Origin of the sequence: Acetobacter malorum (assembly GCF_002153605.1) — a bacterium.
Taxonomy (GTDB): domain Bacteria; phylum Pseudomonadota; class Alphaproteobacteria; order Acetobacterales; family Acetobacteraceae; genus Acetobacter; species Acetobacter malorum_A.
This window is the reverse complement of the sequence record NZ_JOPG01000022.1, coordinates 75,332-96,987: the sequence shown is the minus strand read 5'-3', so window position 1 is coordinate 96,987 and position 21,656 is coordinate 75,332. Positions and strand designations below refer to the sequence as shown.

General features: G+C 59.0%; 21 protein-coding genes and 1 pseudogene. 14 read left to right on the top strand and 8 right to left on the bottom strand.

Annotation, left to right across the window (positions count from 1 at the left end; genetic code table 11):
- On the bottom strand, positions 1 to 1,200 hold the full coding sequence (locus tag HK23_RS10225; RefSeq protein ID WP_086653878.1) for a molybdopterin molybdotransferase MoeA: 1,200 nt from the start codon (positions 1,198 to 1,200) through the stop codon (positions 1 to 3).
- 152 nt (positions 1,201 to 1,352) lie between these two features.
- On the opposite strand from HK23_RS10225, the gene rpmG reads away from it, so the two are divergent.
- The gene (gene rpmG / locus HK23_RS10220) at positions 1,353 to 1,520 is read left to right on the top strand and encodes a 50S ribosomal protein L33 (protein ID WP_003623017.1); all 168 of its coding nucleotides are present in this window, start codon (positions 1,353 to 1,355) and stop codon (positions 1,518 to 1,520) included.
- 145 nt (positions 1,521 to 1,665) lie between these two features.
- On the opposite strand, the gene HK23_RS10215 is transcribed toward rpmG, so the two are convergent.
- Together HK23_RS10215 and eno are read right to left on the bottom strand one after the other, a co-directional pair.
- Positions 1,666 to 1,995: an FtsB family cell division protein gene (locus tag HK23_RS10215; protein WP_063908181.1), complete on the bottom strand. Its 330-nt coding sequence runs from the start codon at positions 1,993 to 1,995 to the stop codon at positions 1,666 to 1,668.
- Positions 1,996 to 2,164: 169 nt separating this feature from the next.
- A complete protein-coding gene (gene eno, locus HK23_RS10210) occupies positions 2,165 to 3,442 on the bottom strand; it encodes a phosphopyruvate hydratase (protein WP_086653877.1) in 1,278 nt (425 codons plus the stop codon).
- 182 nt (positions 3,443 to 3,624) lie between these two features.
- Here eno and HK23_RS10205 point away from each other — a divergent pair, with 182 nt between their 5' ends.
- The 7 genes from HK23_RS10205 to HK23_RS10175 all read left to right on the top strand — a co-directional run bounded on the left by HK23_RS10205 (position 3,625) and on the right by HK23_RS10175 (position 7,576).
- Positions 3,625 to 4,101 (top strand): DUF3429 domain-containing protein, encoded by a 477-nt coding sequence (locus HK23_RS10205; protein ID WP_086653876.1) that lies wholly within the window; start codon positions 3,625 to 3,627, stop codon positions 4,099 to 4,101.
- Positions 4,102 to 4,178: 77 nt separating this feature from the next.
- Positions 4,179 to 5,162 (top strand): FAD-dependent oxidoreductase, encoded by a 984-nt coding sequence (locus HK23_RS10200; RefSeq protein WP_086653875.1) that lies wholly within the window; start codon positions 4,179 to 4,181, stop codon positions 5,160 to 5,162.
- A 67-nt stretch (positions 5,163 to 5,229) separates the two neighbouring features.
- On the top strand, positions 5,230 to 5,427 hold the full coding sequence (gene thiS, locus HK23_RS10195) for a sulfur carrier protein ThiS (protein ID WP_086653874.1): 198 nt from the start codon (positions 5,230 to 5,232) through the stop codon (positions 5,425 to 5,427).
- Positions 5,428 to 5,433: 6 nt separating this feature from the next.
- Complete coding sequence (locus tag HK23_RS10190) at positions 5,434 to 6,210, top strand: thiazole synthase (protein WP_086653873.1); 777 nt, start codon at positions 5,434 to 5,436, stop codon at positions 6,208 to 6,210.
- Complete coding sequence (locus HK23_RS10185) at positions 6,207 to 6,821, top strand: thiamine phosphate synthase (RefSeq protein WP_086653872.1); 615 nt, start codon at positions 6,207 to 6,209, stop codon at positions 6,819 to 6,821. Before HK23_RS10190 ends, HK23_RS10185 begins: the two co-directional genes overlap by 4 nt.
- A gap of 146 nt (positions 6,822 to 6,967) precedes the next feature.
- Positions 6,968 to 7,207 carry a hypothetical protein gene (locus HK23_RS10180; RefSeq protein WP_086653871.1) on the top strand — a complete coding sequence of 80 codons (240 nt, stop codon included), beginning with the start codon at positions 6,968 to 6,970 and terminating at the stop codon, positions 7,205 to 7,207.
- A 66-nt stretch (positions 7,208 to 7,273) separates the two neighbouring features.
- Positions 7,274 to 7,576 carry a hypothetical protein gene (locus tag HK23_RS10175; RefSeq protein ID WP_063908936.1) on the top strand — a complete coding sequence of 101 codons (303 nt, stop codon included), beginning with the start codon at positions 7,274 to 7,276 and terminating at the stop codon, positions 7,574 to 7,576.
- 47 nt (positions 7,577 to 7,623) lie between these two features.
- Here the strand turns inward: HK23_RS10175 and HK23_RS10170 are convergent, their stop codons facing one another.
- Complete coding sequence (locus HK23_RS10170) at positions 7,624 to 8,019, bottom strand: nuclear transport factor 2 family protein (RefSeq protein ID WP_086653870.1); 396 nt, start codon at positions 8,017 to 8,019, stop codon at positions 7,624 to 7,626.
- A gap of 117 nt (positions 8,020 to 8,136) precedes the next feature.
- Here HK23_RS10170 and HK23_RS14910 point away from each other — a divergent pair.
- Both HK23_RS14910 and HK23_RS14785 read left to right on the top strand, forming a co-directional pair.
- A pseudogene (locus HK23_RS14910) lies at positions 8,137 to 8,481 on the top strand (AraC family ligand binding domain-containing protein); the annotation flags it as partial.
- Between the two features lie 9 nt (positions 8,482 to 8,490).
- Complete coding sequence (locus tag HK23_RS14785; protein ID WP_143217546.1) at positions 8,491 to 8,907, top strand: helix-turn-helix domain-containing protein; 417 nt, start codon at positions 8,491 to 8,493, stop codon at positions 8,905 to 8,907.
- 10 nt (positions 8,908 to 8,917) lie between these two features.
- Here the strand turns inward: HK23_RS14785 and recG are convergent, their stop codons facing one another.
- Positions 8,918 to 11,062: an ATP-dependent DNA helicase RecG gene (gene recG / locus HK23_RS10160; RefSeq protein WP_086653868.1), complete on the bottom strand. Its 2,145-nt coding sequence runs from the start codon at positions 11,060 to 11,062 to the stop codon at positions 8,918 to 8,920.
- 69 nt (positions 11,063 to 11,131) lie between these two features.
- Between recG and HK23_RS10155 the strand changes: the two genes are divergently transcribed.
- On the top strand, positions 11,132 to 11,455 hold the full coding sequence (locus HK23_RS10155; protein ID WP_063908188.1) for an FAD assembly factor SdhE: 324 nt from the start codon (positions 11,132 to 11,134) through the stop codon (positions 11,453 to 11,455).
- Positions 11,452 to 14,931 carry a transcription-repair coupling factor gene (mfd, locus tag HK23_RS10150; RefSeq protein WP_086653867.1) on the top strand — a complete coding sequence of 1,160 codons (3,480 nt, stop codon included), beginning with the start codon at positions 11,452 to 11,454 and terminating at the stop codon, positions 14,929 to 14,931. Before HK23_RS10155 ends, mfd begins: the two co-directional genes overlap by 4 nt.
- A gap of 123 nt (positions 14,932 to 15,054) precedes the next feature.
- On the opposite strand, the gene HK23_RS10145 is transcribed toward mfd, so the two are convergent.
- Positions 15,055 to 15,951 (bottom strand): hypothetical protein, encoded by an 897-nt coding sequence (locus tag HK23_RS10145; protein WP_086653923.1) that lies wholly within the window; start codon positions 15,949 to 15,951, stop codon positions 15,055 to 15,057.
- A 149-nt stretch (positions 15,952 to 16,100) separates the two neighbouring features.
- Here HK23_RS10145 and HK23_RS10140 point away from each other — a divergent pair, with 149 nt between their 5' ends.
- Together HK23_RS10140 and HK23_RS10135 are read left to right on the top strand one after the other, a co-directional pair.
- Positions 16,101 to 17,090 (top strand): bile acid:sodium symporter family protein, encoded by a 990-nt coding sequence (locus HK23_RS10140; RefSeq protein ID WP_086653866.1) that lies wholly within the window; start codon positions 16,101 to 16,103, stop codon positions 17,088 to 17,090.
- 3 nt (positions 17,091 to 17,093) lie between these two features.
- Complete coding sequence (locus HK23_RS10135; RefSeq protein ID WP_086653865.1) at positions 17,094 to 18,548, top strand: pyridoxal phosphate-dependent decarboxylase family protein; 1,455 nt, start codon at positions 17,094 to 17,096, stop codon at positions 18,546 to 18,548.
- 104 nt (positions 18,549 to 18,652) lie between these two features.
- Here HK23_RS10135 and cobT read toward each other — a convergent pair whose 3' ends face one another.
- Together cobT and cobS are read right to left on the bottom strand one after the other, a co-directional pair.
- Positions 18,653 to 20,596: a cobaltochelatase subunit CobT gene (gene cobT / locus HK23_RS10130; RefSeq protein WP_086653864.1), complete on the bottom strand. Its 1,944-nt coding sequence runs from the start codon at positions 20,594 to 20,596 to the stop codon at positions 18,653 to 18,655.
- A 36-nt stretch (positions 20,597 to 20,632) separates the two neighbouring features.
- The gene (cobS, locus tag HK23_RS10125; RefSeq protein ID WP_063908190.1) at positions 20,633 to 21,631 is read right to left on the bottom strand and encodes a cobaltochelatase subunit CobS; all 999 of its coding nucleotides are present in this window, start codon (positions 21,629 to 21,631) and stop codon (positions 20,633 to 20,635) included.
- Between the last annotated feature and the right edge of the window lie 25 nt (positions 21,632 to 21,656).

Sequence of the window (21,656 nt, the reverse complement as noted above, 5' to 3'; positions counted from 1 at the left end):
TCAGGGCAGCCGGAGAATGCGGCAGGGCGCACCGGCTTTTTCGGCTGGCGCGAAAGGCGCGCGAATCAGGAGCGCCTGACTTTGTGCAAAAATATTCAGCTGCGCCGAATCCTGTGAGCTGAAAGGCGTTGCCAGCGGGAGCTGCCCATCAGCCTGCGGTGTCAGGCGGCAGCGCACAAAATCTTGCCGCTGGTCATTCTCGCCAATGTCCGCACCCAGCAAGGCGGCGTCTGTTTCCATTTCTTCCGGCACGGGCTGGCCGAGCAGCTTGCGCAGGGCAGGGGCCACAAACACCAGACTGCATACCAGAGCAGCAACCGGATTGCCCGGCAGGCCGATAACCGGTGTGTGGCCAAGCTGGCCAAACATCAGCGGTCTGCCGGGACGCATGGCGATTTTCCAGAAATCCAGAGCCAGACCATGAGCCTCCAGCGTGCTGCGCACGACGTCATACGTGCCCACGCTTGCCCCGCCGATGGTTACCAGCAGGTCCAGCGTATGCGCCTGCCCGATGGCGGCAGAAAGAGACTCGGCGTTATCCCGTGCAACAGGAAGCAGAATGGCGTCTGCCCCCAGAGATTTAAGCAGGGCGGAAATCATAAACGCGCCGGAATTAACGATGGAGTCTGGTGAGGCTGGGTCTCCGGGCAGCACTATCTCATCACCCGTGGCCAGAACGCCAATGCGCGGACGGCGCGAGACGGGGAGCCAGATATGACCCCCTGCGGCTGCCAGCCCGATATCACGCGGCCCGATTTGCTTGCCAGCGGGCACCAGAATGTCGCCTTTGCGGAAATCCTGCCCTTCTTTGCGGATAAACTGGCCCACGCGCCCGGCGCTGAGCAGCGTTGCGTGATCGCCCTCGCGTCGCACATTTTCCTGAATCATGACCATATCGGCCCCGGCGGGGATCTGGCTGCCGGTAAACAGGCGCAGGCAGGTGCCTTTCTCCACGGTCAGGCTGGACGGGTGGCCCGCGGGCGCTTCGCCCAGAATACGTAGTGTAGCGCCTTCCTGCGCGTCCTCCGCTTTCAGGGCGTAGCCATCCATGGAGGAGATGGAAACAGGAGGATTGGAGAGGCGCGCGGTGAGCGGAGAGGCCAGCACACGGCCACACCCATCGGCCAGAGAGACGGTTTCCAGACCCCCGGCTGAGAATTTTTCAAGGATTCGGGCGCGCGCAACAGCCACATCCAGCATGTTTTTTTACTCCTTTCGGCTATTCCCACGCCTGAATGATGCAAGAATGCTTGACGTTTGGCTCTTGTATGCGCATTTTGCCGGCACTTGAACACCACCCGACCACGTTTCTGGCGTGGTGCCGGGTTTAACGATGCTCTGCTGAGGAAGCTATGGCCAAGACCAATGTTATCAAAATCCGTCTCGTTTCCACGGCGGACACCGGTTACTTCTATGTCACCAAGAAGAACGCCCGTGCCCACACCGGCAAGATGGAACTGAAGAAGTACGATCCCGTTGCACGCAAGCACGTCGTGTTCCGCGAAGCGAAAATCAAATAATCTCGCCCTTCTGAGGGAAGAGATTATAAAAAGGCGGCTCCATCAGGGGCCGCTTTTTTTTATGGCTGCTGTGTCGCGTGGATAAAGAAAAACCCCGCCAGACAGATCTGCGGGGTTTGCTTGGAACAGGGAGTGGTGTCGGCGCTCAGTAAAGCGGGTCATGCCGGTCATACGGCACCACAATATCGTTCTTGTCCGCCAGATTGAGCATGGCGCGAGCGCGTTCATCCAGTGTGTCATTATCCAGAGACTGTTCCCGCAGGCCGTTTACACGCCGCCGCCAGGCGATCTGCTCTGCCGAGGCATCCTGCTGGGCCTGTTTGGCCTGATCCAGTAGCACAAGCTGGCTCTGATAAGCCTTCATGCCGTGGTCACCCTGCGTGGCGTTCCAGCCAAAATAGACCGCAATACCCAGAAAAACGGTGGGCGGAACAATGGCGCGCACTGCACGTCTGATAAAGCGGCCGATTTGCACGATTTTAACGTCCCTCTGTCCCGGAAAATGGCATTCTGACCATATCTTTATGTCTAAACCATGAAGATCTGCACAGGAAGAGACTGTAGGTGTGGAAGGGCATAAAAAAAGCCGTGCTCCGGAGAACACGGCTCTTAAAGGCTTCAGTCTGCTGGTGCAGCCCTGTCGCTCAGGACTTCAGAATGGAGCGGCCTGCATACTGTGCGGCGGTGGCCAGTTCCTGCTCAATGCGAATGAGCTGGTTGTATTTTGCAGTTCTGTCAGACCGGGAGAGTGAACCGGTTTTGATCTGCCCGCAGTTGGTTGCAACGGCCAGATCCGCAATGGTGGAGTCTTCCGTCTCACCGGAACGATGGCTCATGACTGCCGTGTAGCCAGCCTTATGGGCCACTTCGATGGCTTCCAGCGTTTCCGTCAGGGTGCCGATCTGATTGACCTTCACCAGAATGGAATTGCCCACACCGGCCTTAATGCCACGACGCAGGCGCTCGGGATTGGTCACAAACAGATCATCGCCAACCAGCTGAATTTTCTTGCCGAGCGTTTCCGTCAGCAGAGCCCAGCCTTCCCAGTCATCTTCCGCCAGACCATCTTCAATGGAGGCAATGGGGTAACGGCTTGTCAGATCTGCCAGCCAGCTGACCATCTCGCCCGAATCAAACGTCTTGCCTTCGCCTTTCATGATGTATTTGCCATCACGGAAGAATTCAGTAGAGGCGCAGTCCAGCGCAAACGTCACGTCCTCGCCGGGGCGGTAGCCTGCGGATTCCACGGCGCGGGTAATAAAGCCCAGGGCTTCATCAGCCGATTTCAGAGCCGGGGCAAAGCCACCTTCATCGCCCACGTTGGTATTGTGGCCGGCAGCCTGCAGATCTTTTTTGAGGTGGGCGAAAATTTCCGCGCCCCAGCGAATGGCATCGGATTCCGTCGGTGCGCCCACCGGCTGGATCATGAATTCCTGAATATCAATCGGGTTGTCGGCATGTTCGCCGCCATTGACGATATTCATCATCGGCACGGGCAGGGTGTGGGCAAATACGCCGCCAATGTAGCGATACAGCGGCACATGCAGCTCGGCCGCCGTGGCTTTGGCGATGGCCAGAGACACACCCAGAATCGCGTTGGCGCCCATGCGGCTCTTGTTAGGGGTGCCGTCCAGATCAATCATCGCATTGTCGATATCAATCTGGTCAGACGATTCGGCACCCTGCAGAGTCGGCAGGATTTCATTTTCAATATTTTCAATGGCCTGCAGAACACCCTTGCCACCAAAACGCCTGGGGTCCTTGTCCCGCAGTTCAACGGCTTCATGAGCGCCGGTGGAAGCACCAGACGGCACGGCAGCCCGCCCTTTAGCGCCTGAGGCCAGTTCAACATCCACTTCAACTGTCGGGTTTCCGCGGCTGTCCAGAATTTCACGCGCGATGATATCGACAATGGCACTCATAATTTTTCATTCCCGTTTCAGGCTCAGGCAATTTGGGCTGGCCGAGATGCGTTGTTTTTCTTTTTGCTTCAACGAAACACGGCTGCGCGCGTTTCCTTGCAGTTGCTAGTGGCAGCCTGTTGGGCTTTTCTGTCAACCAGTTGACGACCTGAAAGCGTGCAGAGGAGGCACACCCAAAGCTCATGAAGAGACTTCCATTTGTGGCGGTGGTGCTGGCAATAGCGGGGCTTCTGCCCCTGATTTTCTGCGCATGCGGGATTGTGTTTTTTACCTCCGGCGTGCCCATCCCCAATCTGATGATGGCCTTTGTGTCTTACTGCGCGGTGTCTCTGGCCTTTTTCGGGGCGGTACACTGGGGGCTGGCGCTTGAACCCGCACCAATGATTGTCACCAGTGGGGCAGACCGCACGGATATCATGCGGCTTGTGCTGGGGGTGGTGCCTGCGTTTATCGGGTGGGTTGCTACCTATACAGCGTTTGCGTGGATGCCTGTGGCCGGTGTTGCGATTCTGGCCGTAGCAGTCCCACTGCTGGCTGTGCTGGAGCGGCAGGGGTGGCGCACAGGCGCCTTGCCGAGCGGCTATATGGGCCTGCGGTGGATTGTGACGGCGGTTACGGAATGCTGCCTGCTGGTGGTGCTTGTGGCGCGCCTCTTCTAGTGTCTCCTGCTATTCTGTTGTTATAACATGGAAATCCGGATGGAGTGGCCGGGTGGACGTGGAAGGATTTGAAGACCATGCACAGCACTCCGCGCATTCTGGTCAAAGGAGCCGGTGTTGCCGGTATGACGGCCTCTGTCACGCTGGCCGAGCGTGGCGGGCAGGTTACGCTGTATGATTGTGGGGGGCGGGTCGGCGCCGGAGCATCATGGATGGCGGGCGGCATGCTCGCCCCCTGGTGTGAGGCTGAATCCGCTCCTGCCGAGGTAACGGCGCAGTCCGTTGAATCTGTGGAGTGGTGGGCTGCGCATGTGCCCGATGTCGTGCGGGCCGGGAGTCTGGTTTTATCTCCCCCGCGGGATGTAGGGGAGATTGCCCGGTTCGGGCGGCGCACATCGCATTTTCATACCCTTGGCACGGAAGATATTGCGCTGCTGGAGCCGGATCTGGCGGGCCGTTTCCATAAAGCCCTCTTTTTTGCTGATGAAGGGCACGTTGACCCTCGCAAGGCTCTGATTGCCCTCCGGCAAAGTCTGGAAGTCATGGGGGGCACCGTGCTGCTGGACGGTGCATCGGCACCGGATGAAGCCGATTTTGACTGGGTGGTGGACTGCACCGGGCTGAATGCCCGTGCCAAACTCAATACGCTGCGGGGCGTACGGGGCGAGATGATTTTGCTACGCTGCCCGGACGTTGCGCTGCATCGCCCGGTGCGCATGCTGCACCCTCGTATTCCCATTTACATCGTGCCGCGGGCTGACCATGTCTTCATGGTCGGGGCCACCATGATTGAAAGCGAAAACGCAGGCGGGATGACCGTGCGCTCCATGACCGAGCTGCTCAATGCGGTCTGGGTGCTGCATCCGGGGTTTGGTGAAGCGGAAATTCTGGAAATGGGCACCGGGCTGCGACCGTCCTACCCGGACAACATGCCCACCGTCGTGCAGGATGGGCAGCATATTTATGTGAACGGCATGTATCGCCACGGCTTTCTGCTTTCTCCCGCACGGGCGCAGGAAGCAGCGAACATCATTTTCGGAGCGCCGGAGAAGGCAGCCTGAACCCGATTGCCCCGCAGGGGAAACGTGCTTAAGTCCGGCAACAGAGGTTTAAGGGGAGAACGCCCACATGCAGATCGTGGTCAACGACGAAGTTCATGAGGTGTCGGCCAAGACGCTGGCAGCCCTGATTGATGAACTCGGCTACGGCGAGGCGCGGATTGCCACCGCCATGGATGGCAGCTTTGTCCCGGTGCCGTACCGTGCCCGGACTGTGTTGCGGGAGGGTGCGCGGATTGAAATTGTTGCGCCCATGCAGGGAGGCTGAGACCTCATGACGAAATCTTTTTACGGCACAGTTCTGTCTTCTCCGCTCATGCTGGGCACCGCCCAGTATCCATCCCCTGATATTTTGCGCGATGCGGTCAAGGCGGCTCAGCCGGGCGTTGTCACGGTTTCTCTGCGGCGTGAATCTGCCGGGGAGCGGGCCGGACAGGCGTTCTGGGACCTTATTCAGGAACTCGGTGTGCCGGTTCTGCCCAATACAGCCGGATGCCATACCGTCAAGGAAGCCGTCACCACTGCCCACATGGCGCGTGAAGTGTTCGGTACGGACTGGGTCAAGCTGGAAGTCATCGGAGAGCTGGATACGCTCCAGCCGGACGTGTTCGGGCTCGTAGAAGCCGCTCGCGTGCTGACGGAAGATGGTTTCAAGGTCTTTCCCTACACCACAGAAGATCTGGTGGTCGCCGAGCGCCTTCTGGCAGTGGGGTGTGAAGTGCTGATGCCCTGGGGCGCGCCGATTGGTTCCGGCAAAGGGCTGAACAACGTTTTCGGGCTGCGGGCCATGCGGGCGCATTTCCCGGATGTGCCGCTGGTGGTGGATGCAGGCATTGGTGTGCCGTCTCACGCAGCACAGGCGCTGGAACTTGGCTATGACGCCGTTCTGATCAACACCGCGGTGGCTAAAGCCGGGGAACCCGCAGTGATGGCAGAGGCCTTCCGCTTTGCTGTGCAGGCCGGCACGCTGGCCCGTAAGGCTGACCCTATGGAAGAGCGCGATATGGCTGTTCCTTCAACCCCCGTCGTCGGAAAGGCCATGCTGGCATGACATCTCTCCCACAGAAAATTTATCCTGTTGTTGATACTGCGCTCTGGGTGGACCGGCTTGGAAGCGCTGGCGCGCGCTTTATTCAGCTCCGCATCAAGGATTTCCCGCAGGATGAGCTGCTGGCGGAAATTCGCGCGGCCCATGCCTTTGCAAAGAAGCATGACGTCTGTCTGGTGCTGAATGACTACTGGCAGATCGCTGTGGCGGAGGGGATTGATTACCTTCATCTTGGTCAGGAAGATCTGGATACAGCGGACCTTGAGGCTATTCGCAAGGCCGGTATCCGTCTGGGAATCAGCACGCATAGCCATGAAGAACTAACCAGAGCACTGGCCTGCAAACCGGACTATGTGGCTCTCGGGCCCATCTGGCCCACCCGCCTGAAGAAAATGCCGTTTGGCCCGCAGGGCACGGAGCGTCTGACGGAGTGGAAAAACCTGATTGGCGATCTGCCTTTGGTCGCTATTGGAGGTATTACGCTGGAGCGCCTGCGCCCGTGTCTGGATGCCGGGGCAGATAGTGTGGCGGCAGTTTCCGACTTCACGCAGCATGCGGACCCTGAAGGGCAGGTGAAGGCGTGGCTGGCGGAGGCCGGGGAGGCTGCGCCCTAAAAAACGCGGCCCTCTGTATTTCGTGATTTCTTAAAGAAAACGTCAAGCTTTCAGCATATATTGTGTAAGTAAATATATGTTATAACATTGAGATTTCCTTATTCGTTCCTATCTTGTGTAGAAGTAGACGAATTAAGGAAATCATCATGTCTCACGATAAAGCTCCGCATACTTCCAGTTCTCTTCATGATCTGGCGGGTAAAGCGACGCATTCTCCCAAGCTCCTGACAAAAGCAGAAATTATTCAGCTTGCAGACCATGTGCTGAAGGGTGGCGAACACGCTTCCGATTTTGAAAAGGAAGTCGCCAAAAAGGCCCGTCATAATCCGGAAGGGCTGGAAGAGAACGAAATTATTGCTCTGGGGAAGAAGACGCTTTCTGCCTGAGAGCCGGCTTGTCTGACGGGCACCGCCGCCGACTGGCGTAGTATTTGTACAAGGAGATTGCCGTATATGACGGTCAAAAAGCAGTTGAGCGAAGCCATTAAACAGAAAAAAGCAGTGAGCTTTTCTTTTCAGGGCAAGCCTGCATTCGGGTCGCCCCATGCTCTGGGTAAAGGGGATGGAGAAGAACGCGTTCTGATCTATCGCGGGGAAGATTCCCACGAGAAAGAGGTCAGGCCCACAGGCAAATGGGCCTGCCTGCGGCTGGCTGATCTGAGCAACGTGATGCTGACGGATGAACCTTTCCATGAAGGCCATCCGGGCGAGCATGACAAAGCGTGTCTGCACGATGTTGAACTTGCAGTGAAATAAAGACTGGCGCGTTTTGCCCCGGTATGTGCCGGAGCAAAACGCGTGTTTTATTGGAGGGACCCGAGAGCGGTATCCTCGGTGGTTCCTTCAAGAACGTGCGTAAGTTCATCGACCAGCGCGATGCGTCCGTCTTTAATCTCAAAAAACGCGATTACCCTGATCCTGCTGATATGGCCGGAGGGGTGTATCGCCCGGGCAACATGCACAGTTGCTGCTCTGTCTTCCTGACAAACGATCCGTTCAATCGTGATCTCAAGTGACTGAAGTGCTTCCCGCAAGGCGTGGGCATGCGTGAGAAAGTCGTCCAGCGTCAGGGTGCGCCCATCCACAATTTGCCGGTAATCAGGCGTCAGGAACGTTTTAAGCTGCTCCAGACTGGTGCTGAAGTCCGTAAACGTCTCAAACATTTTGCGGATGATGTGTTCAGAGGTGAAGGAAGACATTCGGATCTCCTGTTGGCAGTGAAGGAAAACCAGTCTTGCCTTATGCGGGGCATGGCCCGTTAATGGGGTTATGCCAATCAATACGGGTTAGCTGCCATTTCAGACCCATTTCTCCCGTTGGAGGCCCTCAACAGGGATCAGCCTCTTCTTATCGCTCAGTGTGCACGGGGTCGTAGCGCGCGGGAGACGAACGCGCACCAGCATGCGCGTGGGCAGCTGATCGGCACGATAACCGGACTTTCCATGCTCAGTACGTCAGAAGGACGCTGGGTCGTACCACCTGCGATGGCCATGTGGGTACCTCCGCATCTTGCTCATGAGTTTCGGTCTTACGGGCCATTTCATGGGTGGAGCGTTTATATCGCACAGTCCGCATGCCGGGGTATACCGGACAGACCGCAACGCCTCTTAATCTCTCCGTTACTGAGGGAAGCTGTTCTGCGGGCGGCTCTCTGGCCGGCGGTAGAACATTTGACAGCACAGCAGACGCATATCGCGCAGGTCATTCTTGATGAGATTGCCAGCAGTCCACGAGAAGAATTCTGTCTGCCCATGCCGTCTGATCCACGCTTACTGGCCGTGGCGGAGGATATTTTAAGAAATCCTGCGGGCCGACAGAGCATGCACGCCTATGCGGAGCAGGCCTCTCTCTCAGAACGAACGTTCAGTCGTTGGTATAAAGCGCAAACGGGTTTTTCCTTCCGCGTCTGGCACGCGCGCGCTCGTGTCGTGCAGGCCATTGAATGGCTCACGGAGGGGCGGCCTGTGACGACCGTAGCGTTTGACCTTGGGTATGAAACGGTAAGCAGCTTCATCGAGGTCTTTAGAACGCATGTGGGTATGACACCGGGTCGTTTTGCCGCCGTTGTTGGGGGCGATAAACCCTAATCCCGGCCGTTTAGCCACCAGCAAAGATGCGGGCTGCGTCAGTTTTGTTAAACAAAATCAGCAGAATTTTGGCCGCAAGAGGAAGCGGCGGTGCGGCGGTCAATGGCGCAGTATCGGGTAGGAGTTTTTCCGCCTCGGCATGCGCGGTTTCCAGCAGCATATCCACCAGAATTTCCGGGGCCATCCGGTATTCTGGTAGCCCGGACTGGCGGCGGCCAGTCATGTCCCCCCCGCCGCGCAGGCGGAAGTCTTCGTCGGCAATCAGGAAGCCATCTTCGGTCTCGCGCAGGCAGGTCAGCCTGCGGCGGGCGGTCAGTCCTAACCCTTCATCATGCAGCATCAGGCAATAAGATGCCGCAGAACCACGACCCACACGCCCGCGGAGCTGATGGAGCTGGGCCAGTCCGAAGCGTTCGGCATGTTCTATCACCATGATGGTGGCTGTTGGCACGTCCACGCCCACCTCAATGACGGTTGTGGCGACCAGAATGCGGGTTTTGCCCTGTGCAAATTCCTGAAGCGCTTCTTCACGCACATTGGCGTCCTGCCGCCCGTGTGCCAGCCCCACAACTTCACCAAACCGTTCCAGCAGGGCCGCCTGCCGGGCTTCTGCCGCAGCGATATCCAGTGCCTCACTTTCCGAGACGAGCGGGCAGACCCAGAAAATCTGGGCGCCTTTGGTCAGGGCACGGGCCAGCCCTTCAATGACGTCATCCATCACGCTGATTGTGTGGAGGGAGGTGCGTACAGGCTTACGGCCTGCGGGTTTGCCGTCCAGCCGACTGATCTGCATATCCCCAAAGCGGGTAATCAGCAGGGTGCGGGGGATGGGGGTCGCAGTCATGACCAGCATGTCCGTGGCCGGTCCTTTCTCCACCAGCGTCAGGCGTTGTTCCACCCCAAACCGATGCTGCTCATCAATCACCGCTAGCCCGAGATCTGCAAATTTCACGGTCTCCTGCACCAGCGCGTGCGTGCCGATTACCAGTCGGGCCGTGCCATCTTCTATTTCCTGCAGGGCTTTTTTGCGGGCTTTGCCTTTGACGGAACTGGAGAGGAACGCAACGGGCACGGGAGAAAGGTGCGCAAAGGTGGCGGCATGCTGGCGAGCCAGAATTTCCGTGGGGGCCATCAGCGCTCCCTGGGTGCCAGCTTCTACGGCCCGCAGCATAGCCAGTAAGGCGACCAGCGTTTTGCCGGCACCCACATCGCCTTGCAGGAGGCGGCTCATGCGGTAGGGGGCGGCCATGTCGGCTTCAATCTCAGCCAGAGCCTTTTTCTGGCCGGGGGTTGGCGCATGGCCAAAGGCTGCCAGAGCTTGTCGCTGTAAATGGCCATCACCCCGCAGACTACGGCCGGGGCGTGCGCGGGAGGCATGCAGGGCTATGCGGGTGGCAAGCTGATCAGCCAGCAGTTCATCACAGGCCAGCCGGGCCTGCGCGCGTGTTTGCTGCGCCCGCCATGCGTCCCCGGCGTCACTGCCCGGAATGCGGTCTGGGAAATGCATCCATGTCAGGGCGGTGATGAAGTCCGGCCAGCCTTTCTTTTTGATGAGGGCAGGCTCATGCCATTCTGGCAGTGTGGCCGGCAGGCGGGTGAGGGCGGCCGTCATGGCCGAACGGACGTTGCCCGCAAACAGCCCCGCCGTGAGCGGCCAGACCGGGTCCAGACCGGGGATGCGATCTGCCGAGCGGGCGGGAAGCAGATAATCCGGCGAGGTCATGCACAGGCGTTCACCAAACCGTTCGACCTTGCCGGAGGCCGCGATGGATTCGCCCAGGACGACCTTTTCCGCCTGCCATTTGGAGAAAAAAGCGAGTTCCAGTTGACCCGTGCCGTCTGCCAGCGTCACACGCCATGGCTGCCGGGTGCGCGGAGCAGGGGCGCGGATATCCTGTACGGTGCCGGAGATGGTTGCGATTGTGTCTGGCCTGAGTTGCGCCAGAGTGGGGCGCAGGCGGCGGTCCACCACGCTTTCCGGCAGGCAGAACAACAGGTCCAGAACCCGGGAACCACCAGCAATGCGGCTTAGCAGCTTTGCCCGCGCTGTGCTGACACCCGGCAGTGTTTCCAGCGGCGCCAGCATGCTGGACAGGCTGGAGCGGTCAAACGGACCGGGCGCCGAAGCGGATGTGATAGGCGGGGGGCTGGACACTGGCGCGACAGAGGCCTCTGTTTGGCAGGCTGACAGAAGAGAACGCCAAGGCTATAGGACACCAGCGCCATGCAACACAATTCAACGACCACTCTTCCGCCCGAACAGGATTCTGAGGAGGCTCTGGCCTCCCGGCGTCGTCGCCTGCTGTTTCGCGCGTCACATCGCGGCACGTTTGAGACAGACGCCCTGATTGGCGGCTTTGTTGAAGAGAACGTCGGCACCATGAACGCGGCGGAGCTGACGGACATGGAAGCCATTCTGGAAATCCCGGACCCGGACCTGACGGACTGGCTGTTTGGCCGTCTGCCATTGCCGCCAGAGCGGGAGACCCCCATGTTACGCCGGATGGTTGATGCGTGTCGCGCAAAAGGAGTTGGGATAGCCGGATGACGGAAGAGACGAGCGCTGAGGGCCGTATTGCGCCCATCTGGGGTGTGCCTGAAGGGTATGATGCGCTTTTGCTGGCCAAAAGGGTCAGAGAACATAAAGGGCCTGTCCTGCATATTGCGCGGGATGATGCCTCTACAGCCCGGCTGGCAGATATGCTGGCTTATGTGGCGGAGGATGTGGAAACCCTGCGTTTCCCGGCATGGGATTGCCTGCCGTATGACCGGGTTTCTCCCAACCCGGCAATTGTGGCGGAGCGTGTTGCGACCCTGACGCGCCTGCTGGAACCGTCTGACGGTCGCCCGCGTCTGGTGCTGACAACTGTTTCTGCCGCCGTGCAGCGCGTCTCACCGCGCTCTACGTTTGAAGGCCAGTCTCTGACGGTCAAACAGGGCGAAAGCCTTGATCAGGCTTTTCTGATCGAACTGCTGATTGCCAATGGCTACACGCGCACCGATACGGTGATGGAAGCAGGCGAGTTTGCCTCGCGCGGTGGTATCTTTGACCTGTTCTCAGCAGGGGCCGCTGAACCTGTGCGGCTGGATCTGTTTGGCGATGAAGTCGAAAATATCCGTGCTTTTGATCCCGGCTCCCAGCGCTCTACCTCCAAACAGGATGCGCTGACCCTGCGGCCTGTTTCCGAATTCTCGCTTGATGCCGCCAGTATTTCCCGTTTCCGCACTGGCTGGCGGGATGTTTTTGGTCCTGCTGCGGCCTCTGACCCGCTGTATGAGCATATTTCCGATGGTCGGCGCTATCCGGGCATTGAGCACTGGCTGCCGCTCTTCCATGAGCGGCTGGAAACACTGTTCGACTATCTGCCGAATGCTTCCGTCTCGCTGGATTATCAGGTGGAGGACGTGCTCAGAAACCGTCTGGACATGATCGCCGATCATTATCAGGCGCGCCGCCAACCAGCGCGGGAAGGGGAAACACCGTACCGCGCTTTGCCACCACATCTGCTGTATCTCGATTCCAAAGGCTGGGAGGCGATTCTCAGCCGTCTGCCTGTGGTTGCCTTTAGCCCTTATGCCAAACCTGATGGCGCTGCGGGCATGGATGTTGGCGGGCGGCCGGGCAAGATGTTTGCCAAGATTGTGCCCGGTGCCCAGCGTGAGCAGGTTTTCACACTTCTCGGGGAGCAGGTGCGGGACTGGGGACAGGTCAAGCGCAAGACGTACGTCACGGCCTGGACCAAAGGCTCACGTGAGCGCATTGGCACGCTGCTGCGTGAGCACGGCGTTGCCACTCAGAGCTATGATGATTGGGCCTCGGCCCGCAAAGCCAAAGCCGGTTCAGTTGCCTTGCTGACACTGGGGCTGGAACGCGGCTTTGTTGCGGATGATCTGGCTTTTGTATCCGAGCAGGATCTGCTGGGCGAACGTATTGGCCGCCCGCCACGCCGTCGGCGTCGGGCAGATGAACTGATTGCCGAGGCCGGAGAAATTTCCTCCGGAGATCTGGTGGTTCATCAGGATTACGGGATCGGCCGGTATGACGGGTTGGAGACAGTCAGTGTTGGCGTAGCCCCGCATGACTGCCTGCGTCTGCTGTATGATGGCGGCGAGAAGCTTTATCTCCCGGTAGAAAATATTGAACTGCTGAGCCGCTTCGGTTCCGATCAGGCAGGTGTGCCGCTGGACAAGCTCGGTGGTGTTGCCTGGCAGGGCCGTAAGGCCAAGATGAAGCAGCGCATCCGCGATATGGCTGGAGAGCTGATTCGCACCGCTGCCGCCCGCGCCCTGAAGGAAGCTCCCGTTCTCGCTCCGGCGGAGGGGCTATGGGACGAGTTCTGTGCCCGATTCCCGTTTGTGGAAACGGATGACCAGTCCCGCGCCATTGCCGATGTGCTGGATGATATGGGTTCAGGCCGCCCGATGGATCGGCTTGTGTGTGGCGATGTAGGCTTTGGGAAGACGGAGGTTGCGCTTCGTGCGGCCTTTGTTGCAGCCATGTCCGGTGGACAAGTGGCTGTTGTGGTGCCGACCACGCTGCTGGCGCGCCAGCATTACCGCACCTTTGCTGCACGTTTTGAAGGCTTTCCCATCAACGTCGCGCAGCTGTCCCGCATGGTGACAGGCAAGGAAGCAACAGCTGTGCGCAAAGGTCTTGCGGACGGCTCCGTGAATATCGTGATCGGCACGCACGCCCTGCTGGCTAAAACGGTGCAGTTTGCCTCGCTTGATCTGCTGATTATTGATGAGGAACAGCATTTTGGCGTGGGCCATAAGGAAAAGCTGAAAGCACTGCGTGAAGACGTGCATGTGCTGACACTTTCTGCCACGCCTCTCCCGCGTACTCTGCAACTCTCGCTCTCCGGCGTGCGGGAGATGAGCCTGATTGCAACACCCCCGACTGACCGTCTGGCAGTGCGCACCTTTATCATGCCGTTTGATAGCGTCGTGATTAGGGAGGCTATTCAGCGCGAGCGTTTCCGTGGTGGTCAGATTTTCTGCGTGGCTCCGCGCATTGAAGATCTGGATCGTCTGGCCGAACGCCTCAGTTCTATCGTGCCGGATGCCAAAGTGGTGCAGGCACATGGTCGTCTGACACCTACGGAACTTGAACGGGTGATGACCGAGTTCTCGGACGGGAAATATGACATCCTGCTCTCCACCAATATTGTGGAAAGCGGGCTGGATATGCCAGCGGTGAATACGCTGATTATCCACCGGGCCGACATGTTTGGCCTTGGGCAGCTCTATCAGCTGCGCGGACGTGTGGGGCGCGGTAAACAGCGCGGCTATGCCTATCTGACCTGGCCACAAACGCACGCACTTTCCACCTCTGCGGAAAAGCGTCTGGAAGTCATGCAGACGCTGGATACGCTGGGGGCGGGCTTCACGCTGGCCTCGCACGATCTGGATCTGCGCGGGGCAGGCAATCTGCTGGGCGACCAGCAATCGGGTCATGTGCGGGAAGTGGGGATCGAACTCTATCAGCAGATGCTGGAAGATGCGGTGGCCGACCTCCGTAATGAAACCAGCCGGCGCCGTGCGGAAGATCGGGACTGGACGCCGAATATCATCGTCGGTCTGCCTGTTCTGATCCCCGATGCCTATGTGCCGGATCTGCCCGTGCGTCTTGGTCTGTATCGTCGCATCAGTGGTCTGGCGTCTGATGCAGAGCTTGAAGCAATGGAAGCTGAACTGGTGGACCGTTTTGGCACGCTGCCGCCGGAGGTGAAGAACCTGCTGGATATTGTGGATCTGAAAAGATTGTGTCGCGCCGCAGGTGTTGAACGTCTGGAAGCTGGACCGAAGGGCATGGTCCTTCAGTTCCGCAATAACAGCTTCAAAAACCCCGCAGGGCTGGTGCAGTGGATGGGGCGCTGGAAAGATGGTGCTGTTCGCTTGCGCCCCGACCACAAAATGGCGGTGGTGCGGGAACTGACCAATGCTCAACGCATTGATCTGGCCCGCCGCGTGCTGCGGGATCTGGTCAAAATGACAAAGAAGGTGGCGGCAGAAGTTGCCTGATCCTTTTACACCGAGGGCTTGCGCGCGCTGTGTCTGGGCGGGCTTGCAGGGAGTATAACCGGACCAACAAAAAAGCGGACTGCTCAGGCAGCCCGCTTTTTTTTCGGTATATGTTTTAAGAAATTAGTGAAGCGGAAGCGGGAAGCCGTTCACAGTCAGCACGCCGCCTTGCCAGATGGTGTTCCACACATTGGCATCATTCTGGGCATGGCTTACCAGTCGGGCCAGCACGAGGCCAGCGGCCAGCTTCATCTGCTTGGCCGCGCGGGCCTTTTCAATCAGCGCTTCCAGATTGCTGACTTCCAGATGGCCGGAGGCCGTGGTGGCGTTAACATTCCCGGTCAGGGTCGCGGTGCCGTTGCCTGTCATATGCACGGTATCGCGCGTGGCATTAAAGCTGGAAATGGTGACATGGACGGCGGGGGCAGCGGTGGAGCGGCCACCAATGGCTGCCATCAGTGCAGGCAGTTCTGACGCAGGCAGCGAGAACGCAGCATTAGCCGCGGAGGGGAGCAGGGCTTCATTACTGATCCCCTGATAGCTCAGGCCAGACAGAGCGAGGGTCGCCGCGCTGGTATGAGCGGAGGTGCTGCCGTCGACCTTGAAATGCGCAGTGCTGCTGGACACGCGGTTAGAGCCGTGCGTCAGGACTGCATTGTTCCATGTGATGTCATACCCACCACCAGCTTTCAGGGTCGCAGCGGCGGCTTGCCCTTGCTGTGCCAGCCAGTCTGAACACGCGGCGTTGTGGCGCCCGGTGATAGCGGACATCAGCAGCAGAGAGGCGGCGTCAGCCTGATCATGCGCCGCGTCAGCTGAACTGCCGGTAAAGGTCATTTTGCCCGCCGTCAGGCCGCTGCTGCCGTCTGGCGTGCGCACGACCACATTTTCATAGGTCACACCATGCGCACTATCCTGTGCGGCCCCGTGCGTGATCACGGCGCAACTGGCGGGAGGAGCTGCGGCGTGCGTTGCCTGTAACGGAACAACGGCGGCGCAAAAACCAAGGCTCACGAGCATGAGACCAGCGGGGGAAAGAATGGTTTTGTAATTCATTTGATCGTAAAGGTGGCGTATGCGGGAGCCGGGTGCAATCCGGATCTTAAAAATAATACAGATTTCACGCGTCCGATCTAAAAGCGCGTGTCACATTAAAAAGAGCGCAGCAGATGTTCAGACTGGACCCTTTCCTCATTGGCCTGATCTGCACCATTTTTCTGGCGACGGTCCTGCCGTGCCATGGTGCGGCGGTGCCGGTTTTCCAGTGGCTTGCCATTCTTGTCATTGCCCTGATGTTTTTCCTGCAAGGCGCGCGCCTGTCCCGCAAAGCGGTCGTGGATGGCGTGATGGCCTGGCGGCTGCATCTGATTATTCTGGCCTGCACCTTTGTGTTGTTCCCGCTGCTGGGGCTGGCCGCACATGCTCTGATGCCGGGGCTTTTGCAGAATGATGTCTGGCTCGGGGTGCTGTTCCTGTGCTGCCTGCCATCCACCGTGCAGTCTTCTATTGCGTTCACCTCCATTGGCGGCGGCAATGTGCCAGCGGCTGTCTGTGCTGCCACAGCGTCCAATATTGCAGGGATTTTTATCACGCCGTTTCTGGTGGGGCTGGTGCTCAGCAAGCATGGCGGGGCCTCTGGTAATGTGATGAATATCGTTTTCCAGCTGCTGCTGCCGTTTATTCTTGGTCAGTTGCTCCAGCCGTGGATCGGTAAGTGGGCGCACCGGAATAAGAAGCTCCTATCCCTGACGGATCGGGGGTCGATCCTGATTGTGGTCTATACCGCCTTCAGTGAGGCCGTAATGCAGGGCTTGTGGCACCGCCTGCCGCTGAGCCAGCTTGGCCTGATTGCGCTGGTAGACTTCCTGCTGCTGGTCTGCGTGCTGCTGATTACGGCTTATGGCAGCCGTCTGGCTGGTGTCCCGCTGCGCGATGAGATTGCCATTGTGTTCTGTGGTTCCAAAAAAACACTGGCGTCTGGCGTGCCGATGGCCAACGTGCTGTTCCCGGCGGCCTCGGTCGGGCTTATCGTCCTGCCGCTGATGATCTATCACCAGATCCAGTTGTTCGTCTGTGCGGTGCTGGCCAGAAAATTTGCCCGCATGACGCAGGAAAACGCGGAAGGCCTGCAGGCGGCAGGAGGGCCGCAAAAGGAGTAAAACGTGGCGGGGCTTGATCCGGAAAACTGGGACGCATTACGGGCGCTGGGGCACCGCATGCTGGATGAAATGCTGGATAATGTGCAGAACGTGGCCTCCGGCCCGGTCTGGCAGCCGATGCCAGAGACTGTCCGGCAGAGTTTTCGGGATACGGCGCTCCCCACGCAGGAAACGTCTCTCACGGCACTTTATGAGCAGTTTACTCAGTCAGTGACACCTTATGCGACAGGCAACCGGCATCCGCGCTTTATGGGGTGGGTGCATGGAGGCGGCACGGCACAGGGAATGCTGGCCGAGCTTCTGGCTGCGGGGCTGAACGCCAACCTGGGTGGTCGGGACCATGCGCCGATTGAAGTGGAACGCATGGTTATCCGCTGGGCTGCGACCATGCTCGGCTTTCCGGAAACTGCGACGGGTGTTCTGGTTACGGGCTCGTCCATGGCTAATTTTATTGCCATGATTACGGCAAGCCGCGCTGTGGAGAGCGGTCTGGAAATGCGGAGTGCTGGGCTGGCAGGGCGCAGGCTGGTTGGCTACGCCGCCCAGACGGCTCACGGCTGCATTGCTCGTGCCTTTGATATGGCTGGCCTTGGTACACAGGCCCTGCGCCGGGTGCCAGTGGATGCAGACTTCCGAATGGATATAGCGGCTCTCCACGAAATGGTGGCTGCAGACCGGGCCGCCGGGCTGGAACCGTTTGTGGTGGTCGGCACCGCAGGGACGGTTGATACCGGCTCGATTGATCCATTGACGGCTTTGGCGGACTTTGCCGAGGCTGAAAATCTCTGGTTCCATGTGGATGGGGCATTTGGCGCTATGGCGCGTCTTTCTCCAGACTATGCTCCGGCGCTGGCAGGGATGGAACGCGCTAACAGCATTGCGTTTGATTTCCATAAGTGGGCGCAGACGCCTTACGATGCCGGGTGCGTTCTGGTCCGGGAGCCGGGGCGGCAGGCGGCGGCGTTTGCGCAGTCTCTGGCGTATCTGTCACGGGAAGATCGCGGGCTGGCTGCCGGCGCTCCGTGGTTTTGTGATCTGGGGCCAGATTTGTCCCGTGGTTTTCGGGCGTTGAAAGTCTGGTTCACGCTGGCTTCTTTCGGAACTGAGCGCCTTGGCGGTGTAGTGTCACAATGTTGTGCTGTAGCGCAGCATCTGGCTGCACGGGTTCAGGCAACGCCCTGCCTCGAATTGCTGGCACCCGTTACGCTTAATATTGTCTGCTTCCGTGTGATTGCTTCAGGCACGGATGAAGACAGCCTGAATGGCGAACTGGTGAAAGACTTGCAGGAAAGCGGGGTCGCTGCACCCTCCACGACACTCATACATGGCAAGCGCGCCATTCGGGCTGCGATCGTCAACCACCGGACGGTGGAGACTGACGCTGATCTGATGCTGGAGACTCTGCTGGATCTGGCGGAAAAGCGGCTCTGGCAGAAGCTGGAACGTCAGACGGCCTGAGTGAGATTTGTGAGGCAGCCCAAGTAGCCAGCCTCATCCTTCAGCGCAGGTGCCGGTTTTTGTATCGGTGCCTGTGCTGAAGGATGAGAACTGAAAGGCAGGGTTTATCGCCGTCTGGCTTTGCCGCGGCGACCGGGCCGGTTCTGTTTTTCATCAAACAGACCGGAAAGCGCCTGCAACATGGTGCCACCCAGCTCTTCCGCATCGGTAATGGTCACGGCGCGCTGATAATAGCGTCCCACGTCATGACCAATCCCGATAGCGGTCAGTTCGACGGGGCTGCGTTCTTCAATCTGATGAATAACAGCGCGCAGGTGGTCTTCCAGATAGGAGGCCGGGTTGACGGACAGCGTGCTGTCATCCACCGGCGCGCCATCTGAAATCACCATCAGAATCTTGCGGGATTCCGGCCGCCCCTTCAGGCGCCGCCATGCCCAGAGCAGGGCTTCACCGTCGATGTTTTCTTTCAAAAGCCCTTCACGCAGCATCAGACCGAGATTGGGGCGTGCCCGCCGCCAGGGCATGTCAGCGGCTTTGTAGATAATGTGCCGCAGATCATTCAGGCGTCCGGGTTCTGCCGGTTTGCCGTCTTTAACCCATTGCTCGCGGCTTTGGCCGCCTTTCCACGCGCGGGTGGTAAAGCCGAGAATTTCCACTTTCACGCCACACCGTTCCAGCGTGCGGGCCAGAATATCCCCGCAGGACGCTGCCACCGAAATGGGGCGACCGCGCATGGAACCGGAATTATCAATCAGTAGCGTGACAACCGTATCGCGAAATTCTGTCTCTTGCTCCCGCTTGTAGGAGAGGGACAGCATAGGGTTGACCACAATGCGCGAAAGACGCCCGGCATCCAGAATACCTTCTTCAAGGTCAAACTCCCACGCGCGCGTCTGCTGGGCCATCAGGCGGCGTTGCAGTTTGTTGGCCAGACGGGAGACAACCCCCTGCAGCGTGGCCAGTTGCAGGTCCAGCTGGTGCCGTAGCCGGTTCAGTTCTTCCGGGTCACACAACTCTTCTGCTTTGATTTCTTCATCAAAGGCGGTGGTGTAGGCGTGGTATCCGCCAGCGGTCTCACCTGGCTCGCGCTCAGGGGGAGCGCTGGGGCCTGCGGCTTCGCCCGTGCCATCAGCACCGCTGCCCTCGCGGTCTTCTTCCATTGCTTCTGGTGAGGCTTCACCGCCGCCGCCCATCAGTTCAGGCTGCGGGACCGGGTCGGAAGAAGAGTCCGGCTCTGGCGGAACATCTTCCTCCTGCGCTTCTGGTGGCGGAGCGTTGCTTTTGTCTTCGTTCGCAGCAGAGTCTGAGCCGTTATCATCGGCTTCCATCTCGTCCGATGGCGTGTCGTCTTCCGTCAGAGAGCAGGCCGCCAGAAGCCTCCGGGTCGCTTTGGCGTAGGCAGCCTGATCATCCTGACTGAGAGCCAGATTTTCCAGAGCGGTTTGTGCCTGCGGGGAAAGAGCAGCCTGCCATTTACGCAAGATAGACTGCGCAGAGTCCGGGGACGGTTCGCCAGTCAGGCGTTCCCGTGCCAGCAGTTCCAGTGCAACGGCCGGAGAGAGTTCATCGGGGTCTGTAATCCGGTCCAGCCCGGCAGCCTGACAGTCCTTTTCCAGTCTGTGGCGCAGGTTTGCAGCCACGCCACGCATATGCCGCGCCCCAACAGCCTCAATACGGGCCTGTTCCAGCGCGTCATACACCTCACGCGCCATCGCATCGTCTGGCTGCCGGGCATGGTGCAGGTCAAAATCATGATGTTTCAGCCGCAGCGCCTGCGCATCCGCGACCCCACGGATACGCTCAATTTCTTCCGCATCCATATGGCGGGAAGGCTGGGGGAGGCGGATTTTTCCGGCAAGACTGATCGGCCCCACAGGCATGTTGCCTGTATGGAATGAAACCTCTGCATCCCGCTGGCCGCCGATGGCCCGCAAAGTGGCTGCTGTGGCCTGCTTAAAGGCATCAACCTTGTTGGTCTGCTCGGACTCGCTGGCTGGCCGGTTATGGCCAGACGGTGGAGCGTGCGCTCCCTTCCTGCTGTCAGCCATTGATAAAGCCGCTCTCCGTTTGTGCTTCAGACGCCCTTATTTGGACAGGGGGCTTTTGTTGAAGCAGCGCTGATAATATTCGGCCACCATGCCGCGTTCGGCCTCATCACACTTATTGAGGAAGGTCACGCGGAAGGCGAACGCCGTATCCTTGAAAATCTTCTCGTTTTCAGCCCATGCAATCACGGAGCGCGGGGACATCACGGTGGACAGATCCCCCGCCATGAAGCCTGCACGCGTGAGTTCAGCCAGCGCGACCATACTTTCAATAGTGCGGCGGGCTTCTCTGTCATCCGGGCTGATACCCATGCGGGAGAGCACGATACCCACTTCCTGCGCATGCGGCAGATAATTCAGGGACGTCACGATGTTCCAGCGGTCCATCTGGCCCTGATTGATCTGCTGTGTGCCGTGATACAGACCGGTCGTGTCCCCCAGACCAATGGTGTTGGCGGTAGCGAACAGACGGAACCACGGATGCGGTTTGATCACGCGGTTCTGATCCAGCAGGGTCAGTTGCCCTTCCACTTCCAGCACGCGCTGAATGACGAACATCACATCCGGGCGGCCTGCATCATATTCATCAAACACCAGAGCGCAGGGGTGCTGGAGGCACCAGGGCAGCAGGCCTTCCTGAAATTCCGTAATCTGCTGGCCATCGCGCACCACAATGGCGTCCTTGCCGATCAGGTCGATACGGGAGACGTGGCTGTCCAGATTGATGCGGACGCATGGCCAGTTCAGACGGGCAGAAATCTGCTCGATATGAGAAGATTTCCCGGTCCCGTGGAAGCCCTGCACCATCACGCGGCGGTTGAACGCAAAGCCTGCCAGAATGGCCAGTGTGGTGTCGTGGTCGAACAGATAGGCAGGGTCAATCTCCGGCACATGCTCGGTACGGACGGAGAAGGCCGGAACCGTCATGTCAGAATCGATACCAAACACCTCGCGCACAGAAACCTGAAGATCAGGCGCAGAAAGAGCTGAAATCGGGGGGAGATCGCCTGTGGTGGTCAGGCTGGCAGAATCAGTCATTCTTTATCCGTCTGGTAGGGTGGGC

What these genes read in the sequence shown, in the direction of transcription:
- HK23_RS10225 (WP_086653878.1), bottom strand. Translation starts at nt 1,200, where the DNA reads ATGCTGGATGTGGCTGTTGCGCGCGCCCGAATCCTTGAAAAATTCTCA.
- rpmG (WP_003623017.1), top strand. Translation starts at nt 1,353, where the DNA reads ATGGCCAAGACCAATGTTATCAAAATCCGTCTCGTTTCCACGGCGGAC.
- eno (WP_086653877.1), bottom strand. Translation starts at nt 3,442, where the DNA reads ATGAGTGCCATTGTCGATATCATCGCGCGTGAAATTCTGGACAGCCGC.
- HK23_RS10205 (WP_086653876.1), top strand. Translation starts at nt 3,625, where the DNA reads ATGAAGAGACTTCCATTTGTGGCGGTGGTGCTGGCAATAGCGGGGCTT.
- HK23_RS10200 (WP_086653875.1), top strand. Translation starts at nt 4,179, where the DNA reads ATGCACAGCACTCCGCGCATTCTGGTCAAAGGAGCCGGTGTTGCCGGT.
- thiS (WP_086653874.1), top strand. Translation starts at nt 5,230, where the DNA reads ATGCAGATCGTGGTCAACGACGAAGTTCATGAGGTGTCGGCCAAGACG.
- HK23_RS10190 (WP_086653873.1), top strand. Translation starts at nt 5,434, where the DNA reads ATGACGAAATCTTTTTACGGCACAGTTCTGTCTTCTCCGCTCATGCTG.
- HK23_RS10185 (WP_086653872.1), top strand. Translation starts at nt 6,207, where the DNA reads ATGACATCTCTCCCACAGAAAATTTATCCTGTTGTTGATACTGCGCTC.
- HK23_RS10180 (WP_086653871.1), top strand. Translation starts at nt 6,968, where the DNA reads ATGTCTCACGATAAAGCTCCGCATACTTCCAGTTCTCTTCATGATCTG.
- HK23_RS10175 (WP_063908936.1), top strand. Translation starts at nt 7,274, where the DNA reads ATGACGGTCAAAAAGCAGTTGAGCGAAGCCATTAAACAGAAAAAAGCA.
- HK23_RS10170 (WP_086653870.1), bottom strand. Translation starts at nt 8,019, where the DNA reads ATGTCTTCCTTCACCTCTGAACACATCATCCGCAAAATGTTTGAGACG.
- HK23_RS10155 (WP_063908188.1), top strand. Translation starts at nt 11,132, where the DNA reads ATGCAACACAATTCAACGACCACTCTTCCGCCCGAACAGGATTCTGAG.
- mfd (WP_086653867.1), top strand. Translation starts at nt 11,452, where the DNA reads ATGACGGAAGAGACGAGCGCTGAGGGCCGTATTGCGCCCATCTGGGGT.
- HK23_RS10145 (WP_086653923.1), bottom strand. Translation starts at nt 15,951, where the DNA reads ATGCTCGTGAGCCTTGGTTTTTGCGCCGCCGTTGTTCCGTTACAGGCA.
- HK23_RS10140 (WP_086653866.1), top strand. Translation starts at nt 16,101, where the DNA reads ATGTTCAGACTGGACCCTTTCCTCATTGGCCTGATCTGCACCATTTTT.
- cobT (WP_086653864.1), bottom strand. Translation starts at nt 20,596, where the DNA reads ATGGCTGACAGCAGGAAGGGAGCGCACGCTCCACCGTCTGGCCATAAC.
- cobS (WP_063908190.1), bottom strand. Translation starts at nt 21,631, where the DNA reads ATGACTGATTCTGCCAGCCTGACCACCACAGGCGATCTCCCCCCGATT.